The organism is Pseudomonas sp. MD330_10, from assembly GCF_042610415.1.
GTDB lineage: Bacteria > Pseudomonadota > Gammaproteobacteria > Pseudomonadales > Pseudomonadaceae > Aquipseudomonas > Aquipseudomonas rhodesiae.
In genome coordinates this window covers 337,484-351,819 of record NZ_JBHGZU010000004.1, presented here as the reverse complement: position 1 = coordinate 351,819, position 14,336 = coordinate 337,484, and the positions used below count along the sequence as shown (strand labels likewise).

The 14,336-nt window shown below is 62.6% G+C and carries 15 protein-coding genes; 2 read left to right on the top strand and 13 right to left on the bottom strand.

Translation table 11 applies throughout. From position 1 onward, the window contains the following. Positions 1 to 162 precede the first annotated feature (162 nt). From ACFZPT_RS09030 to ACFZPT_RS09005, 6 genes are all read right to left on the bottom strand, one after another. A complete protein-coding gene (locus tag ACFZPT_RS09030) occupies positions 163 to 1,560 on the bottom strand; it encodes a sigma-54 dependent transcriptional regulator (RefSeq protein WP_034111955.1) in 1,398 nt (465 codons plus the stop codon). Next, entirely contained in the window at positions 1,550 to 3,319 is a 1,770-nt protein-coding gene (locus ACFZPT_RS09025) for an ATP-binding protein (protein WP_379555101.1), read from the bottom strand. The genes ACFZPT_RS09030 and ACFZPT_RS09025 overlap by 11 nt, the downstream gene beginning before the upstream one ends. Then, positions 3,316 to 4,443 carry a GNAT family N-acetyltransferase gene (locus ACFZPT_RS09020; protein WP_034096114.1) on the bottom strand — a complete coding sequence of 376 codons (1,128 nt, stop codon included), beginning with the start codon at positions 4,441 to 4,443 and terminating at the stop codon, positions 3,316 to 3,318. Before ACFZPT_RS09020 ends, ACFZPT_RS09025 begins: the two co-directional genes overlap by 4 nt. A 116-nt stretch (positions 4,444 to 4,559) precedes the next feature. Further along, complete coding sequence (locus ACFZPT_RS09015; protein ID WP_034111951.1) at positions 4,560 to 5,414, bottom strand: carboxylesterase; 855 nt, start codon at positions 5,412 to 5,414, stop codon at positions 4,560 to 4,562. Further along, on the bottom strand, positions 5,411 to 6,805 hold the full coding sequence (locus tag ACFZPT_RS09010; RefSeq protein ID WP_034096112.1) for an aspartate aminotransferase family protein: 1,395 nt from the start codon (positions 6,803 to 6,805) through the stop codon (positions 5,411 to 5,413). Before ACFZPT_RS09010 ends, ACFZPT_RS09015 begins: the two co-directional genes overlap by 4 nt. Then, the gene (locus ACFZPT_RS09005) at positions 6,798 to 7,496 is read right to left on the bottom strand and encodes an HAD-IB family phosphatase (protein ID WP_099312747.1); all 699 of its coding nucleotides are present in this window, start codon (positions 7,494 to 7,496) and stop codon (positions 6,798 to 6,800) included. The genes ACFZPT_RS09010 and ACFZPT_RS09005 overlap by 8 nt, the downstream gene beginning before the upstream one ends. A gap of 229 nt (positions 7,497 to 7,725) precedes the next feature. Here ACFZPT_RS09005 and ACFZPT_RS09000 point away from each other — a divergent pair, with 229 nt between their 5' ends. Beyond that, a complete protein-coding gene (locus ACFZPT_RS09000) occupies positions 7,726 to 8,496 on the top strand; it encodes a MipA/OmpV family protein (protein WP_034096109.1) in 771 nt (256 codons plus the stop codon). Between the two features lie 63 nt (positions 8,497 to 8,559). Here ACFZPT_RS09000 and ACFZPT_RS08995 read toward each other — a convergent pair whose 3' ends face one another. The 5 genes from ACFZPT_RS08995 to ACFZPT_RS08975 all read right to left on the bottom strand — a co-directional run bounded on the left by ACFZPT_RS08995 (position 8,560) and on the right by ACFZPT_RS08975 (position 12,170). After that, positions 8,560 to 8,964: an EamA family transporter gene (locus ACFZPT_RS08995; protein WP_034111943.1), complete on the bottom strand. Its 405-nt coding sequence runs from the start codon at positions 8,962 to 8,964 to the stop codon at positions 8,560 to 8,562. Further along, positions 8,961 to 9,341 (bottom strand): EamA family transporter, encoded by a 381-nt coding sequence (locus tag ACFZPT_RS08990; RefSeq protein ID WP_034096107.1) that lies wholly within the window; start codon positions 9,339 to 9,341, stop codon positions 8,961 to 8,963. Before ACFZPT_RS08990 ends, ACFZPT_RS08995 begins: the two co-directional genes overlap by 4 nt. Next, a complete protein-coding gene (locus tag ACFZPT_RS08985) occupies positions 9,338 to 10,258 on the bottom strand; it encodes an arginase (protein ID WP_099312749.1) in 921 nt (306 codons plus the stop codon). Before ACFZPT_RS08985 ends, ACFZPT_RS08990 begins: the two co-directional genes overlap by 4 nt. Positions 10,259 to 10,442: 184 nt before the next feature. Beyond that, positions 10,443 to 11,096: a DsbA family oxidoreductase gene (locus ACFZPT_RS08980; protein WP_034096105.1), complete on the bottom strand. Its 654-nt coding sequence runs from the start codon at positions 11,094 to 11,096 to the stop codon at positions 10,443 to 10,445. Between the two features lie 54 nt (positions 11,097 to 11,150). Further along, complete coding sequence (locus ACFZPT_RS08975) at positions 11,151 to 12,170, bottom strand: alpha/beta fold hydrolase (RefSeq protein ID WP_047881579.1); 1,020 nt, start codon at positions 12,168 to 12,170, stop codon at positions 11,151 to 11,153. Positions 12,171 to 12,352: 182 nt separating this feature from the next. Between ACFZPT_RS08975 and metR the strand changes: the two genes are divergently transcribed. Further along, complete coding sequence (metR, locus tag ACFZPT_RS08970; protein WP_034096103.1) at positions 12,353 to 13,270, top strand: transcriptional regulator MetR; 918 nt, start codon at positions 12,353 to 12,355, stop codon at positions 13,268 to 13,270. Positions 13,271 to 13,407: 137 nt separating this feature from the next. Here the strand turns inward: metR and ACFZPT_RS08965 are convergent, their stop codons facing one another. Further along, positions 13,408 to 13,914, bottom strand: a complete 507-nt coding sequence (locus tag ACFZPT_RS08965; RefSeq protein ID WP_034096102.1) for a GNAT family N-acetyltransferase — start codon at positions 13,912 to 13,914, stop codon at positions 13,408 to 13,410. 5 nt (positions 13,915 to 13,919) lie between these two features. After that, entirely contained in the window at positions 13,920 to 14,333 is a 414-nt protein-coding gene (locus ACFZPT_RS08960) for an NUDIX domain-containing protein (RefSeq protein WP_034111939.1), read from the bottom strand. Between the last annotated feature and the right edge of the window lie 3 nt (positions 14,334 to 14,336).

Genomic DNA, 14,336 nt, shown 5'->3' with positions numbered 1-14,336 from the left:
CCCGATAGCTGTGTGACAGTCAGCTCATCTGTAACTGGGCCACTGCAATCGGGGGCAAGCCCCCTCCCACCTTTGAAAGTTATTGCCTGGGCTGGATCAACTGAATCCCCTAACTGACTGGCATTAGGGCAAGCCTCCTCCCACAGTTTTATCCCGGTTGAGTCAGCGGACTATTTTGTCGACCTGGATGCCCAGCTTCTTCAGGCGATACCAGAAGCTGCGCTCGGAAATCCCGATCTTTGCCGCCGCCGCGGCCTGTACGCCGTTGCTCTCCTGTAACGCCGCCAGGATGTAGGCTTTCTCGACCTCGGCCAGCGCCGCATCCAAGTCCTGGGGAATGCCGGGGCCGTCGCTGAGAATCGTCGCCACGCCGCCCTCGCTGGGCTTGGAAGCAAACAGATAGCCTGGCAAATCGATGTCTTCGATCACGGGCGTGGCTGCCACGATGGTCGCGCGCTCCACGCAGTTTTGCAGCTCGCGGATATTACCCGGCCAGTGATACGCCGCCATGGCCTGCAAGGCCTCGGGGCTGAAACCGGTGATGCGTTTGCCGGCGGTGGCGCTCAGGGTCTGGGCGAAATGCCGGGCCAGGGGCGCGATGTCTTCCACCCGCTCGCGCAGGGCCGGTAGCGGGATCGGGAACACATTGAGGCGGTAATACAGGTCTTCGCGAAACTCTTTGTTGGCCACTGCATCCAGCAGGTTTTTATTGGTGGCGGCGATCACTCGCACGTCCACCTTGCGCTCACGCGGGTCGCCCACCGGCTCGATCACCCGCTCCTGCAAAGCGCGCAGGATCTTGGCCTGCAAGGCCAGGGGCATATCGCCTACTTCATCGAGAAACAACGTGCCCTTGTCGGCCTGCTGGAAGCGCCCGACCCGGTCCGACACCGCGCCGGTGAACGCGCCCTTGCGATGGCCAAACATCTCGCTTTCCAACAAGCCTTCGGGAATCGCCGCGCAGTTGACCGCCACGAAGGGTTTGTCGGCGCGGCTGCCGTGCTTGTGGATGGCGCGCGCGACCATTTCCTTGCCGGTACCACTCTCGCCAGTCAGCAGGATGGTGGCGCTGCTGTCGCGCACCGAATCCACTGCCTGGAGCACCTTGCGAAACGCCGGGCTGTCGCCCACCAGGCTGTCGAACTGCGCGTGCTCATCCAGCTCGGCGCGCAGGCGTGCGTTGTCGCGCAGGATGTCGCGAAACTGCAGGGCTTTGGCCACGGTGATATCGAGTTCGTCGATATCGAACGGCTTGGCGATGTAGTCATAGGCGCCGTTACGCATCGACTGCACAGCGTTTTTCACTGTGCTGTAGGCAGTCATCACGATCACCGGCACGTGGGGGTAGCGCGTTTTGATTTCCGCCAGCAGCGCCGCACCGTCCATGCCCGGCATGCGCCAGTCACTGATCACCAGGTCGATGTCTTCCTGCTCCAACACCTTGAGCGCGTGCAGGCCGTTGCCGGCGGTGAATACTTGAATGCCGTTCTGGCCCAGGGCCGAGGCGAGCAAATCACACAGCTTGGGCTCATCGTCGACTACTAATACGTTATGCGTCATGACTGTCCTCGTCGTCTTCGCCCCGCGCCGGAATGTACAGGCTGAAGGTGGCGCCGGCCTCTTTCTCACTGGCGCATTCGATGCTGCCGTCGTGACTTTCCATGATCGAATAGACCTTGGCCAGCCCCAGCCCCGTGCCCGAAGCCTTGGTGGTGACAAACGGCGTGAAGATACGCTCGATCATCTCGGCGGGAATACCTTGGCCGCTGTCGGCAATGCTGATGACGGTGTTGTCGCCCACGCTGCGAATGCCCAAGGTCAAACGCCCGCCGTCGGGCATGGCGTCGATAGCGTTGATGATCAGGTTGAGACACGCCTGTTTGAGTTGGCGGGCATCGGCATACAGCGTCGCCCCCGGCGCCTGGTCGTCGATCTGCGCATCGATGTTATGGGTGGCCAGTTCTGGCGCGCAGAAGCCGAGGATTTCTTCCACCAGTGCACGCGCCGGTTGCACCACGCGCAGCGGCGGGTTGGGCTTGGCAAAGTCGAGAAACTCGGTGATCAGGTCATTGATGCGGCTGACTTCACTGATCACGTATTCGAGGTGGCGCTTGTCGGCGTCCGGCAGGTCGGCGCGGCGGTGCAGCAACTGGGTGGCGGTCTTGATGATGCCCAACGGGTTGCGGATCTCGTGGGCCAGGCCCATGGCGACTTCGCCCAGGGCATGCAGGCGGTCGCGGCGCCGCAATTGGGCTTCGAGCTGGTGCAATTCGCCCAAGCGTTCGGTCATGTGGTTGAAGGTGCTGCTCAACTGGGCCAATTCGTCGCCGCCGCTGACCTCGACGCGGTGCGCATAATCGCCTGAGATCACCGCGCTGACGCCCTGGGACAGATCCCGCAGCGGCTTGGTCAGGCGTCGCGACACCAGCACCCCGGCCGCCAGGGACAACGCCGAGCTGAGCACAAAGATCAGCACGAACAAGTTGCTCTGGTTGACCAGCCCCACCAGGCTGGTGTGGCGCAGCAACCCGCTGAAAATCACGCCTTGCAACTCGCCGGCGTCGTTGAAGATTGGCCAGTACAGGCCGCTGTAGTTATGGGTGAACTGCTCGCTGGGTTGGCGCGTGCTGCGCATCGCGGTTTCGACGTCCTTGGGGATGCGCGAGGGGTGATCCTCGAAGCGTTGGGTCGAAAAGATTTCCGAGAAGCCGTCCGGGTTGGCCAGGTACAGGCGCAGGTCTAGGGAATGCACATCGGCCACGCTGGTGAGGAAGCTGCTGTCCAGGTAGGTGCCGACCAACAGCACATAGTCGACGCCCTCCTGGGTGGTCTCGAAGGTGGAGACCACGATGCCGGTGGACACACCGCCCACCTGCACGGTCTGCAATACGGTGTTCCGGGCCAGGCTGATCTGTTTGACGATGTCGTCGGCGGCGGTGCTGAACACCGGTTTGTTGTCACTCACGCGGATCAGCGCGACCACATCGATGTCGGTGGCATCGGCTATGTCCGCGGTCAGACGATCGTGCTTGGCGGCTTGCCTGCTCTCTGGCGGACTGGTGTAGCGCAAGAACAGTTTGGCCATGCGCGCGTTGTCGTGAAGGATATCGTCGATCTCGTCCTTGACGATCTTGGTCGACTCCTGCAGCCAGATGCGCACGTTGCTGTCGAAAATTTCCGACAGCGTGGTGGCGGCCAATTCCGCCGCAATCATGGTGGGGATCACGCTGACCAACCAGAACGCCAGCACCAGCTTGCGCTGGACACTCCAGCGCGAAATGGCAAACGGACGGGCTTTCTGGCGGGTCTTGGTGATCATCGGGTTTCGCTTATTGCGGCAGCCATGGCAGGGTCGGAACGATCCGGTCGAATAAACAGTTTTACCAGCGCGAGCAGTCCGTTGACCAGGCGGTTGCGGTGTCGGAAGAACACCTGGTTGCCCTGGAACTCGCAGCCCAGGCGCAGCTTACTGGCATACCCGGCCTGCCCGCACTCGTACGCTGCAATTTTGTGTTGAATACAGTAGTCGACATTGGTCAGCCAACTGCGAAAGTACAGGTTGTGGTCGCGGGTGAAGGCGACGTCATGCCCGAAGAACTTGTCCACCAGCCGATGTTCGTCCCTGAGCATGAGGTTGAACGCCACCAGTTGCTCGTCCACCCAGTACAGCACACACACCGCGCGCCCTTCGAGGCGTTCGAGCACGCCGGTGAAGTAGTCGGCGGGCAAGCGTTCGAACTGCAATTCGGCGCGGGTAAGCGTGGCTTCGTACAGCCTCATGACCTCGGGCAGCACATCATCGATATTGTCCCGCCACTCGACACGCGGGCCTGGCGCGCGCAGCTTGCGGCGCAGGTCCTTGCGCGTGGATTTGCCCAGCGAGCCGAGGTAGGCGTCCACCGAGCCATAGGGCAGCGGCAGCACGCCGGTGGGCAGGCTCGGCATGCTCTGGAAACCGGCGGCGCGGCAACTTTCGCGCCAGTGCGGGTCATGGCTGGGGGCATCCTTGACCGCCAGCAGGCCGATGCCGAGGTCATCGGCGTCCTGTCGCGCGGCGTGCAACAGGTGCTTGAGCAACAGCGGTCGGCGCGCGGCCGGCACGTCACTGGCAAACCCGACGTCGCAGCGCTCGGCCACCGGCGAGCCCACCGCATACAACCCCAACTGCAAAGCCCCGGGCCACACGCGTTGCAAGCGCGTGGTCAGGCGCTTGCCGACACCGGACACGGTGGTGTCGAGGCGGTAATGGGTGATAAAGGCCGGCGCCACGGCCACCAGCGTTCCATTGTCGTACACGGCCAGGTAGCGCCATTGAAAATCCTCGATGGCGGCGTTTTCCACGGCGACGTAGTAGTCCCAGTCCTCCAGCGCACCAGGAAAACAATCGTTCCAGGCACTGCGCTGGAGCGCCCGGATGGTTGCAAAGGCTTGGGTGGTGATCACGTGTTCCCCTTTTTTGGCTGAGGATCTAGTTGGGTCAGGTCGCTTGGTGAGCAGGCTTGACCTGCTCACCAACAAGAGCTTGCTTGGCGCACAGCCCGCTCAGCACAACAGTCGCGTTAACCACAACACGCCAACACATCATCGTTCGCCCGTTCGCGGATGAAAGCGGCGCTCAGTTCGATCACCCGCCGGTATTGCAGGTCGACGGTGATCATGTGGTAGCAGTCGTCCAGCAGGATCTTGGTCACCGGCCCGCCGAGGTGGCGTTCGACGTAGTCGGCGTTCCAGCGGCTGGTGATATCGTCTTCGATCGAATGCAGCACCAGCGCCGGGACGTTGATCGACGGCATGCGTTTTTTCACCACGGCGTTCATCCAGTGCAACTCGCGCACCGTCACCCCTTCCATGGTCAATAACCCCGCCTCGCTGCTTTCACCCTCCTTCATCTGCCGCTCGACGATTGCCCGCAACCGTTGGTTCTTGATGCCGTAGGGCGGCTTTTCAGTAAACCGGAACAGGCGCACGCCGAACGGGATGCGGATCAGCAACGGCGTGATGAACGCCATTTTGCTGATGCTCCAGCCGTCGTACTTAAGGGTGGTGGAATACATCAGCAGCCCGGCGACTTGGCCCGGATGCTCCGAAGCCAGGTACATCGACATCACCGCGCCCATGGACAAGCCACCGACGAACACTTGCCCATGCCGCTGGCGCACCTGCACGAAGGTCTTGCGCACGCCTTCGTACCAGTCGCGCCAGCCGGTGGCCTGCAAGTCGCTGTTGCCGCCACAGTGCCCGGCCAGGGTCGGCACGTACACCGTGCACGTACCGTCCTTGGCCAGGCCCTTGGCGACCTGGCGCAATTCGTTCGGGGTGCCGGTCAGGCCATGGATCAACAGGACCCCGACCGGACCGTTGCCCAGCACGAAACCGGCATCACCTTCACCGAGGTCGAACCCGTGACTGTTCACCGGTTGGTCGCCCGTACCAGCAGTTGTTCCAGCAGCTTGAGGCCCAGTTCGATTTCCGGGTAGCTGATTTCCAGGGACGGCGCCAGGGTGATCACGTTTTTGTAGTAACCGCCTACGTCGAGGATCAGGCCGAGTTTCTGCCCGTCGACCACCATATCGCCCTTCATGCCTTCCTCGACCATGTAGTCCAGGGTTGCCTTGTCCGGGGTGAAACCGTCCGGGCCGCAGATTTCGCAGCGCAGGGCCAGGCCCAGGCCGTCCACGTCACCGATGATCGGGAAACGCTTCTGCAAATCCTGCAAACCTTCAAGGAAGAACTTGCCCTTGGCCATCACCATCGCGCCGTAGTCGACTTCGTTGGTCATCTTGAACATTTCCAGGCCCACCGCCGTGCCCAGCGGGTTGGAGGCGAAGGTGGAGTGGGTCGAGCCTGGCGGGAAGATCTTCGGGTTGATCAACTCTTCGCGAGCCCAGATACCACCCAGGGGGTTGAGGCCGTTGGTCAGCGCCTTGCCGAACACGATCACATCGGGCTGCACGTCGAAGTGCTCGATCGACCACAGCTTGCCGGTGCGGTAGAAGCCCATCTGGATTTCATCGGAAACCAGCAGAATGCCGTGCTGATCCAGCACCTGCTTGAGTTCGCGATAGAAGTTCATCGGCGGGATCACGTAACCGCCGGTGCCCTGGATCGGTTCGACGTAGAACGCGGCGTATTCGCTCTGCCCGACTTTCGGGTCCCACACGCCGTTGTATTCGGTCTCGAACAGCCGCGCGAATTGCTGCACGCAGTGGCTGCCATATTCTTCCTTGGTCATGCCCTTGGGCCCACGGAAGTGGTACGGAAACGGGATGAACTGCGCGCGCTCGCCAAAGTGGCCATAGCGGCGACGGTAGCGGTAGCTGGAAGTGATCGACGAAGCACCGAGGGTGCGCCCGTGGTAACCGCCTTCGAAGGCGAACATCAGGCTTTTGCCGTTGGTAGCGTTGCGCACCACCTTCAGGGAGTCTTCAATCGATTGCGAGCCGCCGACATTGAAGTGCACGCGACCGTCGCGACCGAACTTGTTCTTGGCGTCCACCGCGATCATTTCCGACAGCTCGATCTTGCCCTTGTGCAGGTACTGGCTGGCGATCTGCGGCAGGGTATCGATCTGCTGTTTCAGCGCGTTGTTCAGGCGTGGGTTGGCGTAGCCGAAGTTGACCGCCGAGTACCACATTTGCAGGTCGAGGTAGGCCTGGTCTTCGGTGTCCCATACGTAGGAGCCTTCGCAGCGGCTGAAAATGCGCGGCGGCTCGATGTAGTGGACGGTGTCCCCGTAGGAGCAATACTTGGCTTCTTTATCCAGAAGCACCTGGTCTTCGGCGGTAGCGATGCGGATATCAGACATGATGGAAGAGTTCCTGAGAGTCGGTAGCAAAGGAGGTGGCGTTGGCGGCAAGGCTCTGCGGGAGCCGCGCCAGCAGTGCGGTCACTTCGGCGAAGGTGTCGAAGCGCGCGTGGGGGATGGCGTTGGCGGTGCAGTACTCGGCGAGGCCGCCCTTGGCGAACACGAAGTCGGCGGTGGACGCCACGCACATGTCGGACTTGCCGTCGCCGATCACCAGCACCCGCTTGTTGCCTGGCGTGGATTTGCACTTGCAGTTGCCGGATGCAGCGCGGCAGGCATCGCTGGAATACGGGAAGTCGATGCGCCAGCTGTTCTGGTCGACCTGGCGCAGGCGGTTGGCGAGGATCGGCAGCAAGGTCACGTAGTTGCGCGACAAAATCCGCGCAATGCCTTGCTCGATGCCGTCGCTGACCACTTCCAGGCTCGCCCCCAGGCCGAGGACGTGATCGACGAAGTCCGGAAAGTCCGGGTCGATCTCGACGCTGTCGAAGTACGCCAGCAGCTCGCTGGGCGTGGCTTTGATCAGCGCCAGTTGGCGGCTCAGGCATTCGCGTGAACCGATATGCCCGTCCAGCCATTGCTGCTCGATGGTTTCCCACTCGGGGCCGGCGAAGCGTTGGAGGACGTTGTCGATGACATCGGTGGGCGTGATGGTCCCGTCGAAGTCACACACGATATGCCAGTCAATCATCTGCGTTTACCTTGAAGAGGGCGCGCTGCATGCGCTTGCACCAGGGGTAGAGCAGAGACTGTGCCAACTGGCCATCACCCCATGGGGCCGGGGCTTTGCTCGGGGTACGCAGGTGATAAGTGTCGTGGAAGCTACAATTTTTGTAGCTTGCTACAAACAAGATGAGTGCTTGCACGGCCGCCATGCTTTGCGCGTTCATGCGCGGGTATTCAATCAAGGAACAGTGACCATGTTGAGGATCACCCGCGCGGCATTCGCCGGTTTACTTGGCCTGTGGAGTGTCTCCAATGCCGCGTTGGCCGACGGCATCAGCGGTGAAGTCGGCGCCGGCCTGAGCTACCAGCCCCACGACCCGACCGGCAGCCGCTACGAAACCCGGCCGGTGCCCTATGTGGACCTGGACTGGGGCAATGTCAGCCTCAGCACCGACGACGGCCTGACCTGGAGCGCGTTGAACACCCACGGTTTCAGCGCTGGGCCGTATATCAATTACCTGCAGGGACGTACTTCCAACGGCTCGCTACAGGGCCTGCGCAATGTGTCGGACATGGCTGAGATCGGTGGTTTCGTGCAGTACGCACCGGCTGATTTCTGGCGGGTCTACGCGCAGTTGGGCCAGGCCGTTGGCGGCGGCCACGCCCAGAGCGGCACGTTGGGCAAACTGGGTGGCGAACTGGGCTACCCGCTGGGCGGCGGAATCATCGGCAGCAGCGGCCTGGTGGCGCATTTCGCCGACGCACGGCAGACCAACACGTTTTTCGGCGTGGACGACCACGAGGCCGCCGCCACCGGGTATCGCCCATACAGCGCCAGCGGCGGCTTCCAGAATGTAACGCTGACCCAGAGTTTCGAATTCCCCCTGGCGCCCCACTGGTCCCTGTTGACCAGCGCCAGCTGGGTGCACTTGGTGGGCTCGGCGGCGGACAGCAGCATCGTCAAGCAGACTGGCGATGTGAACCAGGGGCAGGTGCAGACGGCGATCAGCTACAAGTTCGACTGATTCAATGTGGGAGGGGCTTGCCCCTCCCACCCATGAACATCGGGGGGCCAAGCCCCTCTACCATCAGTTCTCTTCGCCTTCGGCCAGCAAGGCGATGCCGCCAATGATCACTGCAACCCCCACCCAGTGCAGCAGGCTGATATGTTCCCCCAGCCCCAGCCACGACCCCAACAGCACCACCACGAACACCAGCGAACTCAGGGGAAAGGCCAGGGACAAACTGCTGCGCCGCAGGATCAGCATCCACACGAAAAACGCGCCGATGTAGCAGGCAATCGCCGCCAGGATGCCGGGGTTATGCGCGACTTCCACCAGCCACCGCCAATTGAAATCCATCTGCCCCAGCTGATCGCCGGCGACCTTGGTAAACAGCTGGCCGGCGCTCTCGGTGCAGATCAGCAGGGCCCACAGCACCACCGTGCCCAAGCGTTCGTGCAGCCAACCGGCATTGACGTTCTGCGTACTCATGCCTGCCCTCCTCCAATCGCCACCAGCATCACCCCTAAGGTGATCACCAAGGTTCCCAGCCAGCGCCGACGGCTGACGGTTTCCCCCAGCACCAGCTTGCCGACCAGCACCACCCCGCAATACGCCAGCGCCGCCGCCGGAAACAGCAAGCTCAGCGGCGCGCGGGACAAAGCTTCGAGCCAGACGAAAAACTCGATCACATAGGCACCGATCCCCGCCCACAACAACGGCGCATTGAATACCTGCCCCCAGAACGCATTCAGGCGAAAGCCGCCCTCCAGCTCCGGCAAACGGTCCAGGCCCATCTTGAAACACAGCTGGCCGATCACATCGAGCACGATGGAAAACGCCACCAGCACCACTACGGTCAGGGTCACGGGAACAACTCCTCAAACAGTTCGATCAGGGCTTGATTGGTCGCGGCATTGCGCTGCAAGTCCTCAGGGCTCCAGCGCTCGGCGGGGGGTTGATCGGACTTGGCCTCCCAGCGCTTGAACGCGTTGCTGAACGCTGGCGTGGCGAACTCGCCGCACACGTCGATGCCGATAATGCGTTTGCGCGCGGCCAAGGCGCGCAGGGCCTGGAGCAAGTGGGTCAGGCGCATGCCGCCCTGGTCCCAGTTGGTGGCCGCGTCTTCGCTGGCCAGCACGTCTTTATCAACGGTGATCCACACCGCTTCGGTGGGCAGGCTGCTGATCATCTCCTCAAGAAATGCGGTCCAATCCAGCTCCGCCAGGTTGCGCCAATACAGCTGATCTTCACGCTGCTGATGCCCGGCGCCATCGCCGATCCGCCCCCACACTTTCGACGGCGCATGCTGCCAGGGAAACAGCTGTAACTGCCCGCGCCTGAGGGCCCCCAGGTTACCGCCGCGCAGTTGCGGGTTATGCAGGTCGTCACTGCATGGGCCGAGGGTGACGATGCGTTTAATCGCCGGCATTTTCAGCACACGGTTGACCCACGAGCCGCAGTGACGCTTGGGCGCAAAGCGCACCCAGTCGGGGTGATTGTCAAAGTGGATCAGGCTGACCGGCTCTTTCAAATCGGCCAGGAACGCCGGGGTGAGGTGGTGATAATCGCCGGAGCCGATAAACAGGATTTCCGGTCGCGCGTCGGTGGGCCGAGGCCGCTGGGCCAGACGTTCGACGAAGCGCTTCCAGGTGTTTGCGGTGGACCACAGCCGCAGCTTGGGGCCCAGGTCCAGCAGGTCGATACGCGTGGCCTGGCCGCTGGCCAACCGCCGGGCAATCGGCGCCTGCGCAGTGAGGCTGTGGTCAAGATCGAGAATATTCAAGGCAGTGTTCCCCTAAGGCTTTAGGGGGTCAATGCAAGGCGCGGGCCAGCACTTACTCCAAGCACACTGCCATACCCTGTGGGAGAGGGCTTGCCCTCGATAGGTGGTTGGAGCGCTACAAGCGCTGACTGACACTCAGCCATCGAATCGTCGCAGCGCCCCTCCCACCTTTGGAGAGGGGGCTCTAGTTTTTGGCTTCGTTGATGATCTGGCGAATCGCGCCCACAAAGGCTTCGGCCGGTTGGCCACCGCTCACGGCGTATTGGTCGTTGAACACGATGGTGGGCACCGAACTCACGCCCCGGGAAACCCACAGTTGCTCTTGCTCGCGAACGTCGGCGGCGTATTCGTCGCTGGCGAGGATCTGGGCTGCGCGCTGAATATCCAGGCCGACGCTTTCGGCGATGATCGCCAAGGTGGCGTGGTCGGAGGGGTTCTGCTGGTCGGTGAAGTAAGCCTTGAACAAGGCTTCCTTGAGGTTGTACTGCAAGCCTTCAAGGCCGGCCCAATGCAGCAGGCGATGCGCATCGAACGTGTTGTAGATGCGGCTCTGGCCATCGGTGCGAAAGGCAAAGCCCAACGCCGCGCCCAGATCGCGGATGCGCGCGCGATTGGCCTGGGACTCTTCGGCGCTGGAGCCGTATTTCTCGGTGATGTGTTCGACGATGTTCTGCCCTTCGGCCGGCATGTTCGGGTTGAGTTCGAACGGCTGGAAGTGGATCTCGGCCTGTACCTCGGCGCCCAGTTGGTCCAGGGCGTCGGTCAGGCCGCGCAGGCCGATGATGCACCAAGGGCAAGACACATCGCTGACGAAATCGATTTTCAGGGGAGTACTCATGCTAGGCAACCTCGCAGGCCATATGCGCCATAAAGGTTGCACCATACACCAATGTCACAACACCTTCGAAGGCGCCACGGGCTCGATGCGTGCCCAGTGCGCAGCATCCTCGCGATGGGCTTGCAGGTACGGCAGCACCGCCGTCAGCAACGGCGCCTTGAACGCCTCCTGAAACCGGTGGGCCATGCCTGGGATCAGCTTCAACTGGCTACCCTGGATATGCGCCGCCAGGTGCACGCCGTGCATCACCGGCAGCAACGGGTCGGCGGTGCCGTGGACCACCAGCGTCGGCACGCGCAGCTGGTTGAGCAAAGGCACGCGGCTGGGTTCGGCGAGGATCGCCATGATCTGGCGCTTCACACCTTCGGGGTTGAACGCGCGATCATAGGACAGCGCCGCCTGGTGCAGCAGAGCCTGGCGATCGTCCTTGATGTTTGGGCTGCCCAGTGCCGCCAGCAGATCGGCCTGTTGCTCCAGAGCGACTTCGCGATTGGGCGCGCTGCGCCGCGACAACAACTGCACAAGCGCCGCGTTCGGCGCCGGCAGCCCTTCGGCGCCGGAGCTGGTCATGATCAGGGTGAGGCTCTCGACCCGCTGCGGCGCCATGGCCGCCAGGTGCTGGGCGATCATGCCGCCCATGCTGGCGCCGAGTACGTGAAATTGCTGGATCTGCAACGCATCCATCAGGCCCAAGGCGTCGTCGGCCATATCGGTCAGGGTGTAGGGCGCCGACACCGGCAGGCCGAGCTTGTAGCGCAGCACTTCAAAAGTCAGGTTGGCGCTGGCCGGCGCTTGGCGCCAAGTGGACAGGCCGACATCACGGTTGTCGTAGCGGATCACCCGAAAGCCTTGCTGACACAGGGCGACTACCACTTCATCCGGCCAATGGATCAGTTGACCGCCCAGGCCCATCACCAACAACAAGGCCGGGTCCGAAGCACGGCCGATGCTTTGATAGGCAAGGCTCACCTGATCCAGATCGACCGTTTGGGTCGGGACGTTGATATCGCAACGGGAGGCCGCAAAAGACGGCAGGCCGAACAGCAAGGCGGCCAATAAAAACAACACACGCATGAAAAACACCAAAACGCAGAACCCCAGTAGAGCGCGAGTCTGATGAAGTTTGTTCAAGCGCGCTGCCACAGTTCCATGACAGTTTGATGAAGAGTGCCCGGTGGTCATGGTCGACATGCTTTGCAACATGAGCCAAACTCACGCCATTGCACTTCAACACAAATTGCCCTCATGGAGAGCCCGTGCTCGAAATCCGTCACTTAAAGACCCTGCACGCCCTGCGCGAAGCCGACAGCCTGGTGGAAGCCGCCGAGCGCCTGCATTTGACGCAATCGGCGCTGTCCCACCAGTTCAAGGAGCTGGAGGAACGCCTGGGCATGCCGCTGTTCGTGCGCAAGACCAAACCGCTGCGCTTCACCAGCGCCGGCCTGCGCCTGCTGCAATTGGCCGATGCCACCCTGCCCTTGCTGCGCGGCGCCGAGCGCGATATCGCGCGCCTGGCCGGCGGCACCGCCGGGCGCTTGCACATGGCGATCGAATGCCACAGTTGCTTCCAATGGCTGATGCCGACCATCGACCAATTCCGCGACGCCTGGCCGGAAGTCGAGCTGGATTTGGCCTCCGGTTTTGCCTTCGCCCCGCTGCCGGCCCTGGCCCGTGGCGACCTGGACCTGGTGGTGACCTCCGACCCGCTGGAGCTGCCGGGCATTACCTATGTACCGTTGTTCACCTACGAGGCGATGCTGGCCGTGGCCAACCAGCATGCGCTGGCGAACAAGTCGTATATCGTGCCGGAAGACTTGCTCAGCGAAACCCTGATCACCTACCCGGTGGAACGCGACCGCCTGGACATCTTCACGCGCTTTCTGGAACCGGCCGACGTGGAACCGGCCCAGGTGCGCACCTCCGAGCTGACGGTGATGATGATGCAACTGGTGGCCAGCGGCCGTGGCGTGTGCGGCATGCCCCATTGGGCGCTGCATGAATACAGCTCGCGCGGCTACGTAAAGGCCAAGCGCCTGGGTGAGAAAGGGTTGTTCGCGACGTTGTACGCCGGCATTCGCGCCGACATGTTGGATGCGCCGTATATGCGCGACTTCCTGCTGACGGCCAAGGACACGTCGTTTTCCACGTTGGACGGGGTGAGTGCGGTGCGCTGATGGGGCGGGTCAGCCGACACAGCGTTACTGGCCAGCCGTTAGGATGCGTAGATGCCTATAAGCATCGGGGGCAAGCCCCCTCCCACCGTTGATGTCATTGCCTGGGCGGGATCATACGGCGCACTAACGCGCCGGCCTCAGTTAACCCTGAGTTCGCGCCACATATGGATCTTGTCGAAGTAGTCCTCCCCCACTCGCACCGCCAGCGGTTCCAGGCCGTATTGGATAAAGCCGCAGCGTTGGTACAGCGTGAACGCTGCGGTGTTGCCGGCGGTGACGGTGAGTTGGATGACTTTAAGGCGCGGGTGGCGCCGTGCTTCGGCCAGCGCCGCTTCCACCAGCCGGCGGCCCAGCCCCTGTTGCTGGGACTGCGTGGTCACGTACATGCCGAACAACGTGACCTTGTGCCGCGCCTTTTCCCGGGGTTCGAAAGCCAGGCCGACAATCCCGGCCAATCGCTCGCCGTCAAAACCGCCCAGCAGGCTATCCAGCGGGTTGTCGAGGCGCTTCTGCCACCAGCTCAAGGGCATGGCGGCGCGTTCGGCCACGCTGGAGGTGAATGCCTGGGGGTAGGTGTCGTAAGCCTCCAACATCAACGCCCGATAAGCCTCGGCATCCTCGGGCCCCAGCGCACGGATCAGCATGGGCGTCAGGCCGGGGTGGCCAGGGACGAGCGATAGAACGGCAGGATCAGGTCACGGGTCAGGGGCGCCAGGACCAGGCCGCCGTCACCGGCCGGGTCGATCCAGCGCACTTCCTCGATCTCGGCGGCGGGGGCCACGGGTACGTCGATGTTGACCTGGAACAGCTCGGCTTCCACGGTGCAACCCGGCTCGTTAGCCGCCGGGGCCGAGAAGTGGCCCAAGTAGGCCGCCGCTTCAGGGTCGATACGCAGGTTCAGTTCCTCGAACAGCTCACGGGCCAATGCTTCGGCGGGTTGCTCGCCGGCGTCGATCTTGCCGCCCGGTTGCATAAAAGCCTGGGTGCCGCGTTTACGCACCAGCAGGGTCTGGCCGTCGTCGCCGATCAGGAGGGCGGCGGCGATGCGGATAGTGGTGGACATACG